14 protein-coding genes are annotated in these 20,930 nt (G+C 47.5%); 6 read left to right on the forward strand and 8 right to left on the reverse strand.

Annotated features, from left to right (window positions below; all coding sequences use genetic code 11):
- Positions 1–8: 8 nt before the first annotated feature.
- Positions 9–1,622 (reverse strand): phosphohexomutase domain-containing protein, encoded by a 1,614-nt coding sequence (locus BUQ91_RS07875; protein ID WP_072826931.1) that lies wholly within the window; start codon positions 1,620–1,622, stop codon positions 9–11.
- A 340-nt stretch (positions 1,623–1,962) separates the two neighbouring features.
- On the opposite strand from BUQ91_RS07875, the gene dapA reads away from it, so the two are divergent.
- Positions 1,963–2,919 (forward strand): 4-hydroxy-tetrahydrodipicolinate synthase, encoded by a 957-nt coding sequence (dapA, locus tag BUQ91_RS07880; protein ID WP_074208782.1) that lies wholly within the window; start codon positions 1,963–1,965, stop codon positions 2,917–2,919.
- A gap of 36 nt (positions 2,920–2,955) precedes the next feature.
- Complete coding sequence (locus BUQ91_RS07885; RefSeq protein WP_074208783.1) at positions 2,956–3,651, forward strand: hypothetical protein; 696 nt, start codon at positions 2,956–2,958, stop codon at positions 3,649–3,651.
- Between the two features lie 425 nt (positions 3,652–4,076).
- On the opposite strand, the gene BUQ91_RS07890 is transcribed toward BUQ91_RS07885, so the two are convergent.
- The 3 genes from BUQ91_RS07890 to surE all read right to left on the reverse strand — a co-directional run bounded on the left by BUQ91_RS07890 (position 4,077) and on the right by surE (position 9,871).
- Complete coding sequence (locus BUQ91_RS07890) at positions 4,077–5,912, reverse strand: glycoside hydrolase family 11 protein (RefSeq protein WP_074208784.1); 1,836 nt, start codon at positions 5,910–5,912, stop codon at positions 4,077–4,079.
- Between the two features lie 381 nt (positions 5,913–6,293).
- Positions 6,294–9,005 (reverse strand): DNA gyrase subunit A, encoded by a 2,712-nt coding sequence (gyrA, locus tag BUQ91_RS07895; protein ID WP_074208785.1) that lies wholly within the window; start codon positions 9,003–9,005, stop codon positions 6,294–6,296.
- A 53-nt stretch (positions 9,006–9,058) separates the two neighbouring features.
- The gene (gene surE, locus BUQ91_RS07900) at positions 9,059–9,871 is read right to left on the reverse strand and encodes a 5'/3'-nucleotidase SurE (protein WP_074208786.1); all 813 of its coding nucleotides are present in this window, start codon (positions 9,869–9,871) and stop codon (positions 9,059–9,061) included.
- Between the two features lie 519 nt (positions 9,872–10,390).
- Here surE and BUQ91_RS07905 point away from each other — a divergent pair.
- Together BUQ91_RS07905 and BUQ91_RS07910 are read left to right on the forward strand one after the other, a co-directional pair.
- Positions 10,391–11,251, forward strand: coding sequence for a TIGR02147 family protein (locus BUQ91_RS07905; RefSeq protein WP_072826925.1), 861 nt, complete (start codon positions 10,391–10,393; stop codon positions 11,249–11,251).
- A 2-nt stretch (positions 11,252–11,253) separates the two neighbouring features.
- Positions 11,254–13,053: an FISUMP domain-containing protein gene (locus BUQ91_RS07910; RefSeq protein WP_074208787.1), complete on the forward strand. Its 1,800-nt coding sequence runs from the start codon at positions 11,254–11,256 to the stop codon at positions 13,051–13,053.
- 111 nt (positions 13,054–13,164) lie between these two features.
- On the opposite strand, the gene BUQ91_RS07915 is transcribed toward BUQ91_RS07910, so the two are convergent.
- Together BUQ91_RS07915 and BUQ91_RS07920 are read right to left on the reverse strand one after the other, a co-directional pair.
- A complete protein-coding gene (locus BUQ91_RS07915) occupies positions 13,165–13,920 on the reverse strand; it encodes a TrmH family RNA methyltransferase (RefSeq protein ID WP_072826923.1) in 756 nt (251 codons plus the stop codon).
- A gap of 2 nt (positions 13,921–13,922) precedes the next feature.
- Entirely contained in the window at positions 13,923–15,131 is a 1,209-nt protein-coding gene (locus tag BUQ91_RS07920; protein WP_254842285.1) for a TolB-like translocation protein, read from the reverse strand.
- A 227-nt stretch (positions 15,132–15,358) separates the two neighbouring features.
- Between BUQ91_RS07920 and BUQ91_RS07925 the strand changes: the two genes are divergently transcribed.
- Together BUQ91_RS07925 and BUQ91_RS07930 are read left to right on the forward strand one after the other, a co-directional pair.
- Positions 15,359–15,739, forward strand: a complete 381-nt coding sequence (locus BUQ91_RS07925; RefSeq protein ID WP_074208959.1) for a hypothetical protein — start codon at positions 15,359–15,361, stop codon at positions 15,737–15,739.
- Between the two features lie 20 nt (positions 15,740–15,759).
- Complete coding sequence (locus BUQ91_RS07930; RefSeq protein WP_074208789.1) at positions 15,760–17,334, forward strand: THUMP domain-containing class I SAM-dependent RNA methyltransferase; 1,575 nt, start codon at positions 15,760–15,762, stop codon at positions 17,332–17,334.
- Between the two features lie 72 nt (positions 17,335–17,406).
- On the opposite strand, the gene BUQ91_RS15690 is transcribed toward BUQ91_RS07930, so the two are convergent.
- Both BUQ91_RS15690 and BUQ91_RS07935 read right to left on the reverse strand, forming a co-directional pair.
- Entirely contained in the window at positions 17,407–17,547 is a 141-nt protein-coding gene (locus BUQ91_RS15690) for a hypothetical protein (RefSeq protein ID WP_175566615.1), read from the reverse strand.
- A gap of 2 nt (positions 17,548–17,549) precedes the next feature.
- Positions 17,550–20,870, reverse strand: coding sequence for an InlB B-repeat-containing protein (locus BUQ91_RS07935; RefSeq protein ID WP_175566616.1), 3,321 nt, complete (start codon positions 20,868–20,870; stop codon positions 17,550–17,552).
- Positions 20,871–20,930: the final 60 nt, after the last annotated feature.

Raw genomic sequence — 20,930 nt, forward strand, 5'->3', positions numbered from 1 at the left:
ATTTGTCCTTAGTTCTTGAAGAACAAAGCCTTTGCAGCTTCGAACATCGGATCCTTTTCATCCGGGTTACGGCATTCCGTATAGATACGAACCTTCGGTTCCGTACCGGACGGGCGCACGAGCATCCAAGAATCATCGTCGAAGATGACCTTCACGCCATCGAGCGTGAGGAGCTGCTTCACAGTCTTTTCATTTGCACCGACCATGACCTTTGCACCCGGCTTAGCGATATCGGCAATGGCGTTCACCTTAGCCTTGAGCGGTTCGCCAACGAGGGACTTGTCCACTTCGAAACCAGAACGGGTCGGATAGAAGCGGCCGTATTCTTCGTACAAAGCATCGAGGTATTCGCCGAGGTTCTTGCCTGTCGTAGCAAGAATTTCGAGAGCGATGAGGAGACCGAACTGAGCGTCCTTTTCGAGCGTGTTGTTGAGGCCAGAGATACCGTCAGATTCTTCGAATGCAACGAGAGCCTTCTGCTTGGCATTGCGAGAGAGCCACGGGCGGAAGTTCTTGAAGCCCACCGGAGTTTCCATGACAGGCACGCCAAGCTTTTCAGCGATGATGTTCACGAAGTTGGAAGTTGCAACGGACTTAGCCACGCAGCCCTGTTCCTTGCGCCAGGTTGCCATGTAGTGGAAAGCGATTGCACCGAACTGGTTCATGTCGATTTCGCGAGTGCCATCGTAGAAACGGATACGGTCACCATCCGGGTCAAAGATTGCACCAAGACGGAACCAGGACTTGCTTTCGTCGAGGACCTTGCGAACCTTTTCAAGGTTCTTGCTGGACGGTTCCGGTGCGATACCACCGAACAAAGAATCGTCTTCGTTGCGGAGCGTGATGAGGCATTCCGGATTGTCGAGGAGAGCAGCCGGGCGGCGACGGGTAGAACCGTGAACGTGGTCGCACACAAGTGTGAGGCGCCCCTTCTTGATGAATTCCTTGATGCGGTCGAACTTGATCGTTCCCTGCTTCACGAGGAATTCCTTATAAATCTTGAGGGAGTCGATAATTTCCCAGTCAACCTTGGAGACCGGTTCAAACTTCCAAGTAGCCATCATTTCGTTAGAAAGCTTGGTGATGACGTTCGTGATTTCCGGACCAGCAGGACCGCCGTCAGCCGGATTGAACTTAATACCATTGTAATGGCTCGGGTTGTGGCTCGGAGTCATGTTGATGGAGCATGCGGCACCGAGCATTTCAATTGCAGCGGAGAATTCCGGAGTCGGCATTTCGCCACCGTAGTAAACCTTCACGCCAGCCTTTGCAAACTGGTCTGCGACAGCTTCGCAGAATTCGTGACCGAGCAAACGGTTGTCATGGCCAACGACCACACCGCGCTTCTGAAGTTCAGCAAAGTCCTTGACACCCAGAGCAGCGAAAAGTTCCGGAGTTGCTTCCTTGTACAAACGCACAATAGCAGCACCGACAACCTGCAAGTTGCGGAGCGTGAATTCAGAACCGATTTCACCGCGCCAGCCGGAGGTACCAAAGCTGACCTTAGCCGGTTCCTGGGAGGTCAAAGCGACCTGCTTCACGGTTTCAACCAGGTTCATATCGGTAGCCGGGTTGAATTCGGGGGACTGAATCTTTTTCCAAATCTGGGTAATGTTTTCCATAACGGTTCCTTTTTAGTTTTAACGCGCAAAATTTAGAAAAACTACAGCAAGAAGGAGACAAAAGATAGGCGGAAGAAGCGCAAAATTAAGGGGGTTACAATTCCTGTAAAAATTTCAAATTTCAGCAAGCCTCATTTCGAACAAAGTCTCAAAATAAAACTACCCCATCCACCTTAAATAGATTGCCGCCACCACGCTTTGCTCGTGGCAGGCTCTGCTTCGCTCCTCGCAATGACGTTTTTTCAAGCTACAACTCTTGATTTACAAGCCTTTAATTTCGCCATATTTTTCGTTCATATTTCGTCCTTTGTCTTCCTTCTAATACTATATTTAGGTCACTATGCAAATTACAAACGCTTCTCAACTTACTGGTGTTTTCCCCGCGTTGTTCACCCCGCTCAAGAACGACGATCCTAAGAACCTTCGCAACTCCATCGACTACAAGAAGATGGGGCAGATGATTGACGATGTTATTGCAGCTGGTGCTAGTGGTGTGCTCCCCGCCGTGACGACGGGCCAGAGTGCAACGGTCTCTCCGCAGCAGCACTTGGATATCATTAAGTTCACGCTCGACTACGTTGACGGTCGCGTTCCTGTGATTGCAGGCGCAGGCTCCAACTGCACGCGCGAATCTATCGAGATGATCGAAAACGTTTTGAAGATTGCTCCGGTGGCAGTCCTCTGCGTGACAGGCTATTACAACAATCCTCCGCAAGAAGGTTTGCTCAAGCACTACCAGACGCTCAGTAGCGAAACGGGTGCAAAGATCGTTATTTACAACGTTCCGGGCCGTACATCCAGCTATGTCCATCCGGACACCTTGATTGCTCTTGCCGAAGACAAGAACATCATCGGTCTCAAGCAGGCGGTTGAATTTGGTTTTGGCGAAAAGTTCCACGAAGACACGATGCGCGTCATCAAGGAAACAAAGGGCAAGGACTTCGCCGTGATGAGCGGTGAAGACGGTCTCTTTGCTGACCTCCTTGAAATGGGCGGCACGGGTATCGTGAGCGCAACGGGCAACATCCCGGAAGCTTGCAAGACTTTCGTTGACCTCTACAAGGCTTTCCAGGCTGGCGACAAGGACAAGGCTCACAACTTGCAGAAGGCTGCACGTGACTACATCGACGCCACGTTCTGCCGCAAGAACCCGATTCCTCTCGGAACGCTCTTCAACAGCCCGTTGTTCCAGCCGCTCGTAAGCGTGAAGGACACGGCTAACGGTGCTGACGCTGTTGCCCGCATCATGAAGCTCATCGACGAGAAGGCAACCAGCTTGAAGAAGTATCACGCCTAATAGGCAGTAGGAAGACTTTTTAACAGGAGAATCACAATGGCTAAGAATGAAAAATCCGTTACCGACTTGGTCTGCGAACACATCAAGAAGCAGAAGCTTCTTCCGATCCCGGTGCAGACTCTGAACGAAGAAGCCGAAGCCACTCGCTACTTCGGCGGCGACCTCAAGGAATTCTTGGCAGCAGCCAAGACTCTCGGCGCAAAGGGAATCTTCGTTGAAACACTTTATCTGGAAGACGACGAATTCTACTACGACAGTGGCATCGACGATGAAGAATATCTCGCCATGAACAGCGATTTCAACAACGAATGCTGCTGCGGTGAAAACTGCAAGTGCAAGAAGGGCGACAAGAAGTCCAAGAAGGCCGAAGATGACGATAAGGTCGACGGCGTTCTCTTGGAACCGGAAGATCTCGAAGGTCTTGACCTCTCCCTCCTCCGTCCGGAAATTGCAAAGTTCCTCGACCGCGTTGGCGAAAGCTGCGGCGTGCGCTTGACCGTTCCGGGTGTGGATCACCTCGAAGTCGAAATTTTCGCTGACTGGTACGACGAATTCGCAGAACTCGTGGACGAAGCTTCTGAAATCATCGAAGAAGATCCGAACGGCGCTCTCGAACAAGTCGAAGCCATGTTCAAGGAAGCTGAAAAGGCTGCCAAGGAAGAAGACAAGAGCGTGAAGAAAATCGCCGCTCATCCTCCTAAAAAGACCGCAAGCGCTAAAGCTAAGAAGTAAATCCTTCAGAGCGCTTGCTCTCGCAAAAGCGTGCAAAACGAGCGTCGCGAAATTATGCTTGCATAATTTCATGACCGAGTAAAGCCGCGGACGCTGAAAGCGTCAATCACGACCCGTTAATACGGGTCGCTTTTTGCTCACGGAAATCTAAGAAGTAATCTTCGACTTTAGACAAAGTATTTACGCGAGTTCCGTTTCGGGACCCGCGTTTTTTTGTATGTAAAAACGTGCGATATCTTCGAACTATTCCCGTAGCGTTCCCGCGGCATTATTAAGCAGTTCACGCCGCATTTTAACATTTTCCATTTTTCTCATTTAACGGATTTTTCGCAGTACGCTCGCAAGCATCTGGAGCACATGTCGATATATGCAAAAACGCTCCCCGGCGGGGAGCGTTTTTTACAGTCTTAGGAGGAGAGACTAGTTTACTTCACGGAGAAGCGCTGCATGTATGCGCCCTGCTTCACCATGTAAATGCCGGAGTTCTTGAAGTTAGCCTTGAGCACTTCGTTCACGGTAGCACCAGCTTCGACCTTCACGTTGCCGAGGTAACGGCCCTGCATGTCGAACACCTGGAAGTTGCCGCTCTTGAGTTCCATCTTCGGAGTTGCATGGATAGCAACCCTAGAGCTAGAAGATTCAACCTTCTTCGAAGAGCTAGACTTAGCTTCGCTAGAGCTGGATTCAGGCTGCGGAAGCGGATGAGCCTTATCGGTCATCTTGAAGTAGGTCACGTCGAAGGATCCCGAGCCACCACCGGCTTCCACGAGCACCTTGGCTTCGTACATCTTCCCCATCTTCATGCCGAGTTCTTCCCACTTCTTCATGTGGGCAGTGATGTCGATATGGCCGCAAGAACGAGCACTCTTACGAACGCTGAAGTATTGCGGGAAGGTCTGCGTACCCTTAATGGAGGGCTGCTGGACACGGGTATTCTGCCAGATTTCGTAGGTGTCACCATCAACCGTAAATTCGCCCTTTCTCTGGCCGAGGAGGTTTGCACCCGGCTTATTGAACCAGTCATCAACAATGTAGTATTCTACGAGCGGATCCACCGTCCAGCCATAGATACCGATGTAGTTGTAGCCACCTGCACTACCCTGCTTGCTCCACTTGAAATAGGCATCGATAGGGCCAACCTGTTCATAGGTCTTATCTTCGTTATACTTGAAGCCGACACGAGCAAGGAAGTCGTTGGTACCATTCCAGCTTGCCTTATAAGTACCGTTGTCATAGAACGTCATGGAGTTGTTACCACCCTGATACCAAATTTCATAGTGGTACGGAGAGCTGCCGACGTTACCCGTCACGCTAGAGTTGTTCTGACCCTGAGTTCTCGTTTCTTTGCCTTCATGGCCCATAGCGTCCTTGCAGGCGTCAATTTTACCAGAAACGTTGCCGTTACCCTTAGAGGAACTGGATTTCGGTGCATCCGTAGAAGAGCTAGACTTCACAGAAGAGGAAGAAACCGGATCAGAGCCGTTTTTCACATAGACCTTGGCATGCGGGAAGTCCATGTGACCACCGCGGACTTCGCCATTCACGTTACCAGCTTCACCAAGCACCTTGGCTTCGTAGAGCTTACCCATGGACATGCCCATCTTTTCCCACTGTCTCATGTGTTCGGAAATATTGATGGTACCGCAATCGCGCGGAGAGGTACGAACGCTGAAATACTGATAGAACGTCACGTTACCGCTGTTCTTAATAGCCGGACCTGTACGGGTATTGCGATAAACAGTATAGGTACCGCCGTCAACCGTAATGGTACCCTTTCTTTCGTTACCAATCCAGCTACCCGGCATATCATTGGCGAGGGTGTTATCAATCACGTAGTATTCGACCAACTGGCTAGGCGTTCCAGAAACACCTTCCATCCAGCCATAGATACCGATATAAGAGTAACCCACATTCTGGGCACCGCTCTTCACAAGCTTGAACTCGGCAATCATATCACCACCAAGTTCCTTATAAGTCTTGTTACTGCCAAGAGAAAGACCTGCACGGCAAAGATAGTCCTTAGCACCAGTGATATTGCAATCCATGGAACCATCGCTATAGAAGGTAGCACTACCACCATGACCGTTTTCGTCCCAGAGTTCGTAACCGATATCGCCGATTTTGCCAGTCTGGTTCGAGGTAATCGTCACTTTCTGACCGGAATGCTGAGCATTGGTACAGAAATCCTGTGCAAATACACCGGAAGCTAGTCCAAATGTTAGAGCTAACCCGATCTTGGCTGTACTAAAATATTTTTTCATATTAATGTACTCCTCACATTATAGTTATGCTGAACATAATATATGAGAGGCAAAAGAAAAAAGACCTACGTTAAGCAAATGTTTGTTGTTGAAAAAAACAACGACAATAAGTTTACATTTGACGACCGCTCGGCTCTTTTGAAATACAAGACTCCGTACTCGCCTCGCTCTCGCCTTCACGACCCGTCAACACGGGTCGCTTCGGGCTCACGGATACGACCGCTCGCCTCGCTCTCGCAACCACTCGAGTTCAAAAGAACTAGGGCTTTGTTGCTCACGGCACGCCCGCTCGGCATAAAAAAAAGCCTCTTCCCGGAAACTCCAGGAAGAGGCTAAAGCGACGTTCGGGAACTAAAGTTCCACTTTTGCAAGGTTTATTGATTATTCTTCCGTTTCAACCGGTCCGACATCCTGCTTTTCAGCATCGTCCTTCACAACGGAATCATCGTCGACTTCAACGCCCTTGACCTTGTCGAAAGTTTCCTTGGCGTCAGCGCTATCCTGTTCGATATCTTCGACGCTCGGGAGTGCGGTTGCATCCTTCACGACGTCGCCATCGCGCAATGTAATCGCCTTGACGCCCTGAGCATTACGGCCCGTGAGGCGGATATCAGCAGCCTTGATACGGATGACCTGACCATCCTTACTCGTGATGATCAAATCGTAGTCGTCAGCAACGCTTTCCACGAACACGGCGGCACCAATCTTGTCAGTAACGTTCAAGTTGCGGACACCCTTGCTACCACGGCGGGTCACGCGGTAAGAACCCGGTTCAGAACGCTTGCCATAACCCTTTTCGGTGATGGTCAAGATCTTGTTGCCAGCCTTGAGCCAGAGGAGCGAAATGACTTCGTCACCTTCGGCAAGCGTAATACCCTTCACACCGTGAGTGCCACGGCCCATAGCGCGGAAGCAGCTTATCGGGAACGTGACGGCCTGACCGTTCTTAGTCGCAATCATCAAGAGGTCCTTCGGAATCGGGCGATTGGCGAATTCTTCAGCATCGCCAGATTCAGATTCTTCGGCAACAGCGGCTTCGGCTGCCTGAGCTTCAGCAGCATTTTCAACGGCTTCTGCAGAATCGTCATCAGAAGCATTCTTGCTGGCTTCGTATTCTTCAGCAGACATGCCCACGAGCTGAACCTTGACCAATTCGTCGTCATCGTCAAGACTAATGGCATTGACACCAGCCTTGCGCGGACGGCTAAAGAGCGTGAGGTCCATCTTGTTGATGATACCCTTCTTCGTAGCAAACACGAGGCAGAAGTAACCACCGAACTTGCGCACCGGCACAATAGCCTGCACCTTTTCGCCTTCGGTGAGAGCAACAAAGTTCACAATCGGGCGGCCCTTGCCATTGCGGGCGCCTTCCGGCAAGCGGTAGACCTTCGTCCAATAAACGCGACCCTTGTTCGTGAACACGAGCAAATAGCTGTGCGTACTAGCCGTGAAGATCTGTTCCACGTTGTCTTCGTCCTTGAGGCCGGCACCGATGATACCCTTACCACCGCGGTTCTGAGCCTTGAACGTATCAATCGGCAAGCGACGGATATAACCTTCCTTGCTGAGCGTAATGACTTGTTCTTCTTCGGCAATGAGGTCTTCGTCATCGCTATCGTCAATAGCTTCGCCAATCGTGGTGCGGCGTTCATCGCCATACTTGGCCACAACGGCATCGAGCTTTTCGAGCATGATGGCAATGCGACGTTCGCGCTTTTCAAGAATATCCTTCAAGTCAGCAACAGTTGCAATGAGTTCGTTGTATTCAGCTTCCAACTTTTCGATATTCAAGCCGACCAACTGAGCAAGGCGCATGTCAACGATTGCCTGAGACTGGATTTCGTCCAAAGTGAAGCGATCCTGCAAGCTCTGCTTTGCAATTTCGGTCGTCTTGCTCTGGCGAATAATTCTCACAACTTCATCGATGTTCTGCGTAGCAATGCGCAAACCTTCGATGATGTGGAGACGGGCTTCGGCCTTCTTCAAGTCAAACTGCGTTGCACGCGTAATCACATCAAGGCGGTGGTCAATGTAAACCTGCAAAAGATCCTTGAGTGTCAGGAGCTTCGGGAGGTTATTGACAAGAGCCAAGTTGTAAATGCTAAACGTTGTCTGGAGCTGCGTGTACTTGAACAAGTTATTCAAGACAACTTCACCCACAGCATCGCGACGGAGTTCAATCACAATGCGGATATCGCGGCTAGATTCATCGCGAATATCAGTGATGCCATCAACGCGCTTGTCGCGAACGAGGTCTGCAATCTTCTTGCAGAGTTCAGCCTTGTTCACCATGTACGGAATTTCCGTCACAATGATGCGCGGCTTGCCCTTTGCATCCGTTTCAATTTCGGTACGGGCGCGCACGCGAACACGGCCATGACCCGTGAGGTAAGCTTCGCGAATGCCAGAACGACCACAGACAATAGCGCCTGTCGGGAAGTCCGGGCCCTTCACGTATTCCATGAGGTCTTCGCCAGTCAAGTCTGGATTTTCAGCCAAAGCATGGATAGCGGCACCGACTTCGCGCAAGTTGTGCGGAGCCATATTCGTCGCCATACCTACTGCAATACCCGATGTTCCGTTCACAATCATGTTCGGGAGCGCAGACGGGAGCACCAGCGGTTCTTCGAGCGATTCATCGTAGTTCGGGCCCATGTCGACCGTCTCTTTTTCGAGATCTTCGAGCATAAGGGCGCCAAGGTTGTTCATCTTCGCTTCGGTATAACGCATGGCAGCCGGGCTGTCACCATCAATAGAACCGAAGTTTCCCTGACCAAACACCAGCGGATAGCGCAACGAGAAATCCTGCGCCATACGGGCAAGAGTATCGTAAACAGCAACGTCACCATGCGGGTGGTACTTACCGATAACATCACCCACGATACGGGCGGACTTGACCGTTCCCTTATTCGGAACCACGCCCAACTTGTGCATACTGTACATCACGCGGCGGTGCACGGGCTTAAAGCCATCGCGCGCATCCGGCAATGCACGAGCGACAATAACGCTCATCGAGTAGCGAAGATAGCAGTCCTGCATGTCTTGTTCGACAAGACTCTTGAACTGCGATCCAGGTACCATTTCTTCTGACATTAGTTAACCTCAAATTAGTGGGAAGTAGACAGTAGGAAGTAGGAAGCATTTTCCTAAATCATTCCGCCTCCTTCTAACATTTCATTTATTACTTCTAAACTTTCCTGGTCGGTCTGGTCTATGCGGTGTGGAGTGATGGTTGCATACCCTTGATTCAAGAGATAGTCATCGCTATCCTTAGGTTGCTCATTCCACAGCTTGTCGCCATCCAGTTGCCACAAGTTCCCCTCATGGGAATAGTGGTCCGTAAACATTCCAAGGGCCATCTTTGTAGCCTTAAACCCTTTGAAGGTTTCGGCGGTAGCCTTTGGGAAATTCACGTTCCAAAACGTTCCTACAGGAATCTGTTCAAACAGGCGATTTTTCACAACAGACACGGCAAATGACTTAGCGACATCTAGCATATTCGCATTCGTTCCACGGAGCGAAAGCGCAATCCCCGGCACGCCCCAAAGAGCAGCCTCACGAGCACCAGCAACCGTCCCCGAATAAAGCGACGACACGCCAGAATTTTCACCAAGATTCACGCCCGAAAAACACACGTCAAACAGCCCCGGACCGGCCCCCTCAGTGGAAAGCCCATGAGTTGCAAAATGTCCCAATGCAAATTTGACGCAATCCGCCGGCGTCCCCGACATCGAATAAAACTCGACATGACCTTCAGCGACATCAACTGGATTTCGCTTTTTTAGAGCAAGCCCACGACGGACTGTAAACGCATGCCCGACACCACTCTGTTCCACTTCTGGAGCAAACACAAAAACCTCCGCGTAGGGTGCAAGAGCACACGCCAGAGCGTGCATGTAGCCACTCTGGATTCCATCATCATTAGCGATGAGGACCCTAGTTTTTGAATTGTCGTGCATGTAAGATAAAAGATAGAAAAAACTTACCAAAATCACTTAGAATCAAGCATTTTTCAGCAAGGAATCAAGGCGCGCAGCAAGCATTTCTGCGGTTGAGCGACGCATGCCATATCGTCCAAAACACCCCGTATTTCGACAATACGGACTTATCGAGAAAACGCCCCCAAAAACAACGACATTTTGCCTTTTCGGACCCCATCACCATACGCCGAGTAATCCTCTAAAACTTCAATTCTTTCGCACGTAACGAAACATCGTTTTCATAAACATATTCCACGCAATACAGGTTACATAGAACAGCAGATAAGTTAACAACATTAAGTCAAACATGTGTATACAGTCCCCAAATGACATACACCACCAGCAAAAATCGATTTTTGTTTTATAAAACTTCAATTTTGTTTTATAAAATCAAAAATTTTTAAAATCATATATCAAAAATCAAACTTTTTTGAAAAATTTTAAGTTTTTTGTTTTATATCTATTGACATTCCAAACAAATTTCTTTATTTTATTACCATGCTTAAATCAGTCATCGAATATCAGAATTATCACCAATACATTCAAGACTACTACTCCGAAAAAAAGAGTAGTTCCGCATTCACATGGCGAGAGTTTGCAAAGTTGGCCGGATTTGCCTCCGGTTCCTACCTCAAGCTCGTCAGTGACAACAAAGCAAAGCTTGTAGAAGAAGGCGCGCAAAAAACCGCTTTAGCCATGGGACTGCAAGGCTTCGAATACGACTATTTCATGTTGCTCGTTCAATACGAAAACGCAAAGAACGACCAACAGAAAAAGAAATTTTTTGAAGAAATCCAAGAACTTTCATCGGCACACAACGTCAAGTTGCTCGGCAGCGAATCCTACACTTACTACGAATCCTGGCTTCATTCCGTAGTCCGCGAACTCGCACCCGCGATGCCTGGCTCCAAGCCATTAGAAATTGCCAAAGCGATTCGCATTCCGGTCACCGCCGCCGAAATAAGCGAAAGTTTGCATTTCCTTGTCAAGAACAATTTCTTGAAGATGGACGAAAACGGCAACTACCATCAAACCGATAAATTGCTCACCACAGGGCGTTTAGGCTTTGTTTCCGTTCCCGTTCATTCCCTTATTCGAAAAATGGGAGAATTCGCATTGCAAGCATTCGAAGACCTTCCCATTTCAGAAAGGCACTTCAGCGGCCTTACCATGGGCATGACAGAGAAAAGCTACAACGAAGTCATCGAAACCCTTAAGGAATGTCGCAAAAAAATTTTCGCCATCGTTTCAGCCGAAGAAGATGTCGAAAAAATTTGCAGACTCAACGTACAGCTTTTCCCTTTAACAAAGAATATCAAAAAACGTTCCAAAGAAGACACATCGAACAGCGAGGTTTAACAATGAAGAATTTTTCTTTAAAACTCTTTAATGCTGTTGCTCTTATTGCAGGCATCAGCGCCTGTAGCGATATCAACACCGCCGGCGGTATAAGCGAAGAAACCGAAGGCGTTACCGCTCTCTTGGGCAAAAAATTTTCCGGCGCCGTACAGAAAGGTCCTTTTGTAGAAGGTTCCAGCGTAGTTCTCAAGGAAACTTCGGCAGAAGGTAACCTTGAGCCCACCGGCAGGGAATTCGAAACAAAGGTCCTTAACGACGATGGCGATTTCAAGTTTGGCGACTTAGATTTGGAATGCCAATACGCGATTCTCACCGCCGAAGGCCACTACACTCGCGAAGTCAACGGTGAACGCTCCCACTGTTCTCTGCGCCTCAACGCGGTATCCAATTTGGAAAAACGCAACACAGCAAACATCAACCTCTTGACACATTTTGAATACAAACGTGTTTTGAATTTAGTCAAATCAGGCAAGACATTCGCTCAAGCCAAGAGACAAGCCGCCACTGAAGTTCTTGGTGCATTCGGTGTCAGGATAGAGGTCCCCGCAGCAGAAGATTTGAACATCTATAATTCTTCAGATGCCGATAGAACACTCTACCATATCAGCATCTTTGTCGATACCCAAGATTTCACAGATCCCTGGAATGGAGAAGGCGACAAATGGGAATATAAGATGGACCCAGCCAACATAAACTGCTCCAAATTGCAAGCATACGTCGATAAGTATGCCGATGACTTTGCTGAAGATGGCACACTCAACGACTCTTTGTTGGCACCACTTGTCGGAAATGCCTACATAACAAACAGCTATTTTGGCAACGTGATGTACGAAGGCGAAACCGGAGCAAAAGGCAGAGATAAGTACGAGCTCATGGCAGAAAGAACTCAATTTTACAGGTTGGTTCTCGCGCAATATTTTGATTTCGAAAGTTGCACAGAAAATCGCTGGGGCGAAACAAAAAGAATTGACAAGCCCCTTGAAGTTTACGACGACGAGGAAGACGAAAACAAGCTCCAATCTCCAAACTACTTCCTCTGCGATGGTTTCGACTGGCATCTGACTACAAAACAGCATATCGATTCACTCAAGATGAGAATCGACCATGAAATAGGAAGCATGACCGATCCTCGAGACGGCCACAAATACCAAACCGTAATTTTCGAGCACAACGGTAAAACATACGAATGGATGGCAGAAGACCTAAGATTTGTCACGCTTTCGGATTTACCCAGTAACGGCAAAAAGTCTCCATTTATTACAGATGGCATTTATAGCTGGACCAATGCCATGCAAATCGATGTCAAATACTTGTGGGAGCCTGTTGAAGAAGGCTTAATCGATTCAGTTCATCAAGGCATTTGCCCCGACGGTTGGCACATCGCCAGCACCAACGATTGGAAAAACTTAATCAACTATGTCGGTAATGCCGGTAACCTGCTTGACGAGACTTGGAGAACCGATAAAGAAACCGCTATGGCAAAAGATATGACAGGCGTATTCTTCAACAAATTCGACTTCAATCTAAAACCGATGGAAAAGAAATACCTAAATGTCACTTACAACACCTACTCTCACAATACATTCACTAGAGACAAGGAGATGGAACTCGATTCATTGCTGCATCATTACACCGCTGTCGGAGATACCGAAGGTGTGGAATGGGCGAAAGCGAACTTGAATTCCCTCCGTGACTTTCAGGAACTCCAAAGCTCTCTTAAGATTTCTGTCAACAGTGGCAGAGGTATTGACGGGCCTTCAGGCCCGCAACAGAGAGCACGCGTACGCTGTGTAAAGAACTAAAAAAATAGCATCCCCTAAATTTGGAACCCATGTGTTTGGGCAAGGGGAATGTGAGGAGGAAAATCCCGCGGAGAAATCCGCGGGACTTTTGTTTTAACAATTCTATCTGAATTACTCGCCCTTGGCGCTTCTCAAGCAAAATGCCATGATGGCAAAAGCGCCAGCCACATTCATGCTCGCCTTTCGGCCAGCCATCGGAATCGTGACTTTCATGGTCGCCTGTTCCATAATTTCGGGAGCAATGCCGAGCTCTTCATTACCGAGCACAATCAAGCCCTTTTCAGGCCATTTTACGTTGTTTATACTCGGAATATCTTCGCCAGTTTCAAGCGCAATAATTTCGTAGCCGTTTTCCTTGTGCCATTTGATACATTCGAACGGATCGTCCCAACGCTTAATCGGAATCCATTCCTGACATCCACGTGCAGCACTTTTAACCGTCACATGGTCCGGGCCACAGCTGTAACCACTCAAATGCACACCTTCAAGGCCAAAACAATCCGTACTGCGAATGATGGAACCGACATTGAAAGCGCTACGCAAATTGTGAACAAGCACCGCAAATTGAATCGGCTTTTCATTGGCAACTTCGCGGTCGCCCGGTTCCTGTTCCAAATAAATGTCACGTTCAAAACCAAGACCAGCACGAGTGCGGAAGGTTTTGTACAAGTCAATCATCTGCGCTTGATTCTTGCCCACCAGGCGTTCAGATTCGGGCAAATGCAGCCACTCGGCGTAAGTTTCAAATTCACGACGAGCACGTGGCACATCGTCGCCCAACTGCAGAATAATGACGCGTAAAAGTTCCGCCAAGCGTTTGAACTTGGAGGTTTCTTTCATCGCTAAAAATTTTGGTTCAGTGTACATTGTTACTTCTGTGGAGCAAGTGCCTTCACGGCTTCGGTCAAGCGGTCAATCGCCTTGATGAGTTCATCCATCTTGGCTTCGCTCACGCCACCCTGCACGACAGTCGCGGCACTTGTAGCAGTCGCAGCCGCCTTCGCAACATCAGCGACAGCACTAGCTGCGCTCACCGGGACCTTACCAAACCAGATATCCGGCCAGCGGTCATTACCACTGTTGTACGTAATACGCGTTGCAGTTTCGACAGGTTCACCAATCTTCCACAGATAAAGTTCATAGTCGAACAAGTCATGGTCGTGACCCTTGTCCGTTGCGCCCCACACAAGCCACTTGCCATCCGGCGACAAACGCGGGAAGTATTCATGACTACGGCGGCCCGGCAAGTCCATCAACTTCACGTTCTTCGGAATTCCGAAGAAGCCGACCTTTTCCACCTGTTTACCATCTTTTGCAGTGAACCACAAAATTTCACTCGGAGCAGCCGTACCACCGTTACCCGTAGGGTTCACGCGATAAAGCTTAGAACCGTCAAAGTTCCAGTCAATTTGACAACCATCGCCAGACTTTGTCCAAGATTTCTTAGCCAAGTCCCACACGCCCGTTTCGCGCATAGAACCGCGGAGCGTAATGGCAAGATGCTTTCCATCCGGACTCATGTTCGGTTCCTGCAAAATCACGCCAGCCTTATTGAACGCTTTTTCGCCATCAAGCACAAGCGTTTCTTTTTTGCTTGCGAGGTCCATCGTAAAGACCTTGCCGGCACGGCTAAACACAATCGACTTGCCATCCGGACGCCAAGTGCCCCACGTTGCATTTTCGACAATCTTCGTCTCGTTCGTACCGTCAATACCGACAGTCCACAAGTCCCACTTTTCAGGGTAGTTTGCATCGTTTTCAGGAACCCAGCCAGCCTTGCTGCGGTTAAAGAGCACCTTCGAGCCATCAGGTGCTACACGCGGGAACCAGTCCACGTTATTGCTCTTGGTGAGCGCACGAACATTCGTTCCATCCGCATTCATAATCCAAATATCATGGAGGGAATTCGCACGGCTCGTAGACCAGACAATAGCCCCCTCAAGCTTACCCTTCAAGGCATCGAGAGCCTTCTGTTCTTCGGGAGTTGGATCGACAGAAGCACCCATCGGAGCCCCCTGTGCAGCAAACGCGGAAACGGCCAAAAAGCCCATCGCAGAAATCAAAGCAAACTTTTTCATTTTCATATTAAAAAAGATAGTAACACGCAGAAAAAAGTTTGAAAGAACGCCAAATATCGCATCATTTTTCCGCAAAAATAGCAGTAAGTTTTCCGTAAGATTTCTAACCGAATAAAATATACACATAGAGAACGCCTCGAGAACATTTAATGATTTTAACAGATTTTTTCGCAACCGCTTATGGAAACGTCAATATATTTTTACAACGAGTGAAGAGTGGAATGAAAATGAGATACCAGATTTTTAAAATCCTGCTACTAGCTGGAACCATAGCTACAGCTTGGAACTGCTCCGAAAGTGCGGCAGTTCAGGAACCTGCATCCAAAACCACAACAGGTGGTTTGGACATTCAAATTCCGCAAAACATCGTCGTAAGCGAGCCCAGTTACTTCTACCAACTTGGCACAAGCTATTATGTCATTGCACCGACAACCATGACCGTAAGCGATGGTTTTGGAAAAGTCATCGGTACATTCAATACATCCACAGGCGCCATCATGTCACTTTCTGGCGACATCATTGCTATCAACTTAGATTTGAGCAAGCTGCCCGTGGTCGCACCGACTAAACCTTCGAAGAACTTGATTGCGATTGATCTGGACATGTAGCAATTTTTATATTGCAGTCCATGAGTGACGCCTTCGACAAACGCATCAAAAAGCACATCATTGGAAAACCGCATCGTTTTTTGGCGGTAGTGCCACTCGGTTTCGAACAAACGCTCATTAACGAACTTAAGTCCATAGGCGTCGAAACATTCAATGCAAATAATCCTGCCGATCAGCCTCACATTGTTGGGGACGGCAAAGTTGAATTCACTGCAAAAATAACGGAAGCCTGGAAAGCGGTCGCATTCAGTCGCATTGCAAATCGCGTACTGATGCACATTGCAGACTTCAAAGCAGAAAACTTCCGCGAGCTCGAAAAGAAAGCCGCAGAAATCCCGTGGGAATTGTATTTACCAGACGACAAATGCGTAGGACGAGCGTCGCGACCATGCTTGCATGAGCATGACCGAGTCCAGCATTTGGGATTAGAGCGAAGCGATAATCCAAAGACAAGCAACGTCATCCCGAACTGCGCGAGGGATCCAGTTAAGTTCACCAACGCATTAAACATTCACGTTACTTGTAAACATTCTCGCCTGTACCACAGCGATGCCATCGCTGAACGTTTATATAAAATAATAAAAGGGGTAAGCCTCCCCCTCGCTCCTGCCGACACGGCATCCGCTACCCCCTCTGCGGGGGCACCCCGCAACGCCCCGATGCAAAACCTATACGTTACCCTCATTGATGACCGTTGCACCATTTGGCAAGACCTCGCCGGAGAAGAGCTCTACAAGCGCGGCTTTGAGCGATTCGTGAACGACGCCCCGCTCAAAGAAACCATAGCCGCTGCGATGATCTTCGAAGCTATAGAGATCCTTCGACTTCGTGCTACGCGCTCCACTCAGGATGACACTGAACATCCGCGAAACATCACCCTTATCGATCCGATGGCCGGCAGCGGCACATTCAGTCTCGAAGCCGCCAGCATTGCAAATAAAATCATCCCCGGCATATGCAGAGATTTTGCCCTCAAGCATCACCCCGCCTTTAAAGAAGCCACCTGGAATTTTATTACGCGAAGCGGCACACCGAACGATACAAGAAACAACACACCTTCACACGTCACCCTGAGCGAAGCAAAGGCCCCAGTAAAGTCTTGTAATGCGACAAAGCTTCCCATCATCGCTAAAATTCTAACGAGCGACATTTCCGAACGCTCCATCAAAATCATCAATCACAACGTAGATTGCAGCCCGCTCGCAAGCATCGAGCCTAAGCCCATCACTCCGCAAATCCGCGACTTTTTCTCTTATACTGCAAAAGAAATCGCAGATGCAAGCGGCAAAGCCTCCCCCATTATCGTACTGAATCCACCCTACGGCAAGCGTCTCGATTTCGATGCCCCAAAGCTATATACAAAAATAGGCCGTAAGCTTACAGAGCTTGGAAACGACCTTAAACAGTTCCACAAAGAACTTACGGTTGCCATCCTTGCACCCAAAGACGACACCCACGTAGGTTCCAAATATACTTGCACATCAAATCTATTGCGCGAATGTTCCGCGTTATCGCCCAAGCGCAATCCCACAGCAAAGCAAATCGTCACCAGCCATGGCGGATTTAGCCTTAATGTGTTTATCGCCAAAGTTTAAAGAAACGCAAAAAATTCCACGGACCGAAAAGATCCGTGAAAAAAGTTTATTCCATCTCAATGAAGGCTTTAATTAAGCCAAGCGATCTGTATCGCAAGGAATGGGAGCCTGTCCCACTTCACTATCGTTCGAAACATCCAATAAAGCAACTTGAGTTTTCAAGCCGACAACCTTCATATCAGGCGCAACGTATTCTCTTTTTTTCTGTTCCATAATTAATAAATCCTTACTCGTTTACCGTTATAATAATAAATTCCCTTAGCCGTTGGCTTAGCTTTCAATTTGCGTCCCAACATGTCGAACCAGCCGTCAAGCATTTTCACCTGACCAGGAGCAGCTTTCCACATGTTGAAAGCAGGAGCCGTTTCGCCAAATTTTTCCTGTTTTCCATCTACAATCACTATATCCATCGTTTCCGGCAAAGCAAATTCATCTATAGAAGCCAATGTTGCCGTTTTGGATAAGTATCCCGAAGCCACCTTTTGAGGTGCAGAGATCTTAGATTGAGGTGTATAGAGGAGGTAAGCGCGGAACGGATAAATGTATGCTTTTGCGACATTCCGTGCAAACTGTCCCACAGGAACGTTCTTCGTAGCCTTGGCTGTATAACCATAGGCAAAACCAAGTTCCTTGTCACCAGCAGCCCATTGCTTGTAAGAATACATTCCACGAAGTTCCCAGAGACCATCCGTGCTCTTAGTGTTTTTCGCATCACTTGTATTCATTACAACAGACTCGCCATCACCAATATTGAACGAGAGATGTTCCTTGGTGGTACGGATGATATACGGCTTATTGGCTTGAATCTTATCACCTTCCACAAGGCTAATCTGAACTTTTTTAGTTCCACCATCGTTTGCGACCCCTTTAAACTCATAGAATTCAGCACCATCGACCTTGCTCTTTGCAATGGTAAAGGGCAACACAATCGTAGAGTACATTTTATCATCATCAGTTTTGTTCACCGGGAACTTACGGTCGTAAGACACAAAGCTAACACCAATATCGCTATTAATATTAACCTTGCTCTTTGAACCGTTTTCCATCACAGCGCAATTCACGCCATTGTCCCTATAAATCTTAACAGCTCCATAGGTTTTAAATGCCGAGAAACTATTCCACTTTGCATAGAACGTCAAATTACCTTCAGTTCCACTCTTAATCTGTGTTACTGCAGATCCCGTGAACTTTTTGTTATCGTACCAACCATCAAACTTATATCCGCACCTAAACGGAGATTTCAATTCAATCACCTTACCATCTTCTACATCTTCATCAACATAACTATCTACATTCGCAGAATTGTTAACTCCACCGTCCAGCTCATACGTAATCTTATATGACAAGGCCTTCCATCTCGGGAACAGCATTATTGATGCATTCTCCTTGTATTCTGCACCTAAGTCATAAATCTTAGTACTATCGGCATTCAACCAGCCAACCTGTCTGAATTCTTCACGATGGAAATAATCTTTGCCCTTAAGCTTTACAGATTTTCCATAAACAAGAGTATCCGGAGCAAGCGTTCCGTATGCATCAGGACCCGCCAAATAGTAAATCACGTATTTTGTTGCTTCCCATTCAGCATACAAGTCCTTCTTGCCCGTTGTTCCCTTGGTCACCTGTGTTGCCTTTTCATTAAACTCAGCATCATAATACCAGCCCTTAAAGACATGGCCATCCTTTACAGGCGCTTCAAACATAAACGTTTCAGTATCAATATCATAAGATGCCGGATTCTTTGCGTTATTGGTTCCACCATCCAAATGATACTCGATATCATACTTTACTTTATTCCATTTAGCATAAAGTATCTCATTTTCGTTAATTACAGTACTTTCAAAATTAAACTTGTTTTCGCAAGTAGATTCAGTATACCATCCATCAAAAGCATAGCCTTCATCCGGAACAGGAGCTTCCGGAGCTGCTATTTTTTGCCCTTCTTCGGCAAGAACAAAGTCAACAACAGTCTTGCCACGGCCATTATCATTAAAAGCAACTGTATAGAAAACAGCTTCGTTCCAAACAGCATACAGCGTTTTTTCTGCAGTTATTGTCGGAAGAACATCAAGCGCCTCTAACGCTCCAGACTCACTAGCCCAGCCCTTAAAGTAATACTTTGTACTACTTTCTGCATCTGTATATGTGAATGGCAATTCCAAGTTATTCACGGAAACTCTTTCACCTTCGACCACAAGAACAGTTTCTTCTTCATTTCCATTGGGGAACTTTCCTGGAGCCGCACTAAGTGTCACTGCATAAACAGGTTTCCATACAGCATAAATTGTCATAACCTTGTTAACCAGTCCCAAATCACTAGCAGGTTCATTGGCATCACTCGTCAAAGCCCAGCCTGCAAAAGCAAAACCTTCACGGACCGGCGTCGTAATTTCATCGCCCGTAATAGTTTTTCCCCTTTCAATGAATTTCCTTTTCTTTGCCTTTGCAGGGAAAGCACCTTCATTCGCATTGAACGTCACCATAAAGCCATCAGCACCATAACCCTTTAAGGATACAGCCGAGTCTCCGGTAAACCAGGTTTCACCTTCTGTAATACTACAAGTGCCACTCGATTCCGTCCATACACCGCCATTCATCACACAAATGAATGGTTCACTATTAGGTTTTTTAACACCTTTAGAACCATCTTGCGTATTTTCTCCATTTATTTGACCAATACCAGCGTCAGCAGCTTCCGAATTATAAAAAGAACTTTCAACAACTAAAGCTTTATCGCCGAGTTGCTGACCAACAATACCACCAACATGGCCTGTTTCCGTACTTTCCAATGCACTCCCTTCATAAACGCAGGATTGTATTGTCACGGCATTATCTTTTGTCAATCCAACAATACCACCAACTTCAACATTCTTACCCGAAGCGCGAATTTCAACAGAACTCAAGCAATTCGTGATTGTACCATTGTGCAAGTTACCGACAATACCACCAACACCTTGCCCGTTACCACTTGTAATAATAGAACCAAACGCAGAACAATTTTCAATCGTTCCGCTCTGTTGCCAGCCAACAATTGCACCCACCGAAATCTGGTTAGATGAACCCACAACACCTATATTCGTGGAACTTTGGATATTCACTTTTTCAAGAACTAAATCTTTGACTTTTCCGCCAGCACCCAAAACACCAATAAAGGCGATATTCTGCCCATACCTAGGATCATCTTTCTGCTTAGCAATCGTTTCTCCATTGATAGTCAAGTTGGAGATAATGTGGCCATTACCATCAAAGACACCCGTATAATGCCTGTCACCGCCACCACCGCAAATAGGCACAAACAGATGATTGCCCATATCAAGATCAGTCATCAACTTAACATTGACTTTATAGTTCAGAGTACCTTGATCAGACTCTTTGATATTCAAAGAATCCGAAAGCCAAGCCAATTGAGCTTCGTTTTCAATCAAAAAAACGCCTTCAGTATTCTTACTTGGCTTTTCCTTGGAAACCCCATCCCAAGCTGCAAAAACTTGCCCCATGCCAACCACGAGGCTGATCAACATGATAATTCTTGTCATAGAGCTATACCCCTTCATTAAGATTCTCTTTTTGTTTAATATAGATTAAGACCAGAGTTT

The sequence above is a fragment of the Fibrobacter sp. UWB11 genome (assembly GCF_900143015.1).
Lineage (GTDB): Bacteria > Fibrobacterota > Fibrobacteria > Fibrobacterales > Fibrobacteraceae > Fibrobacter.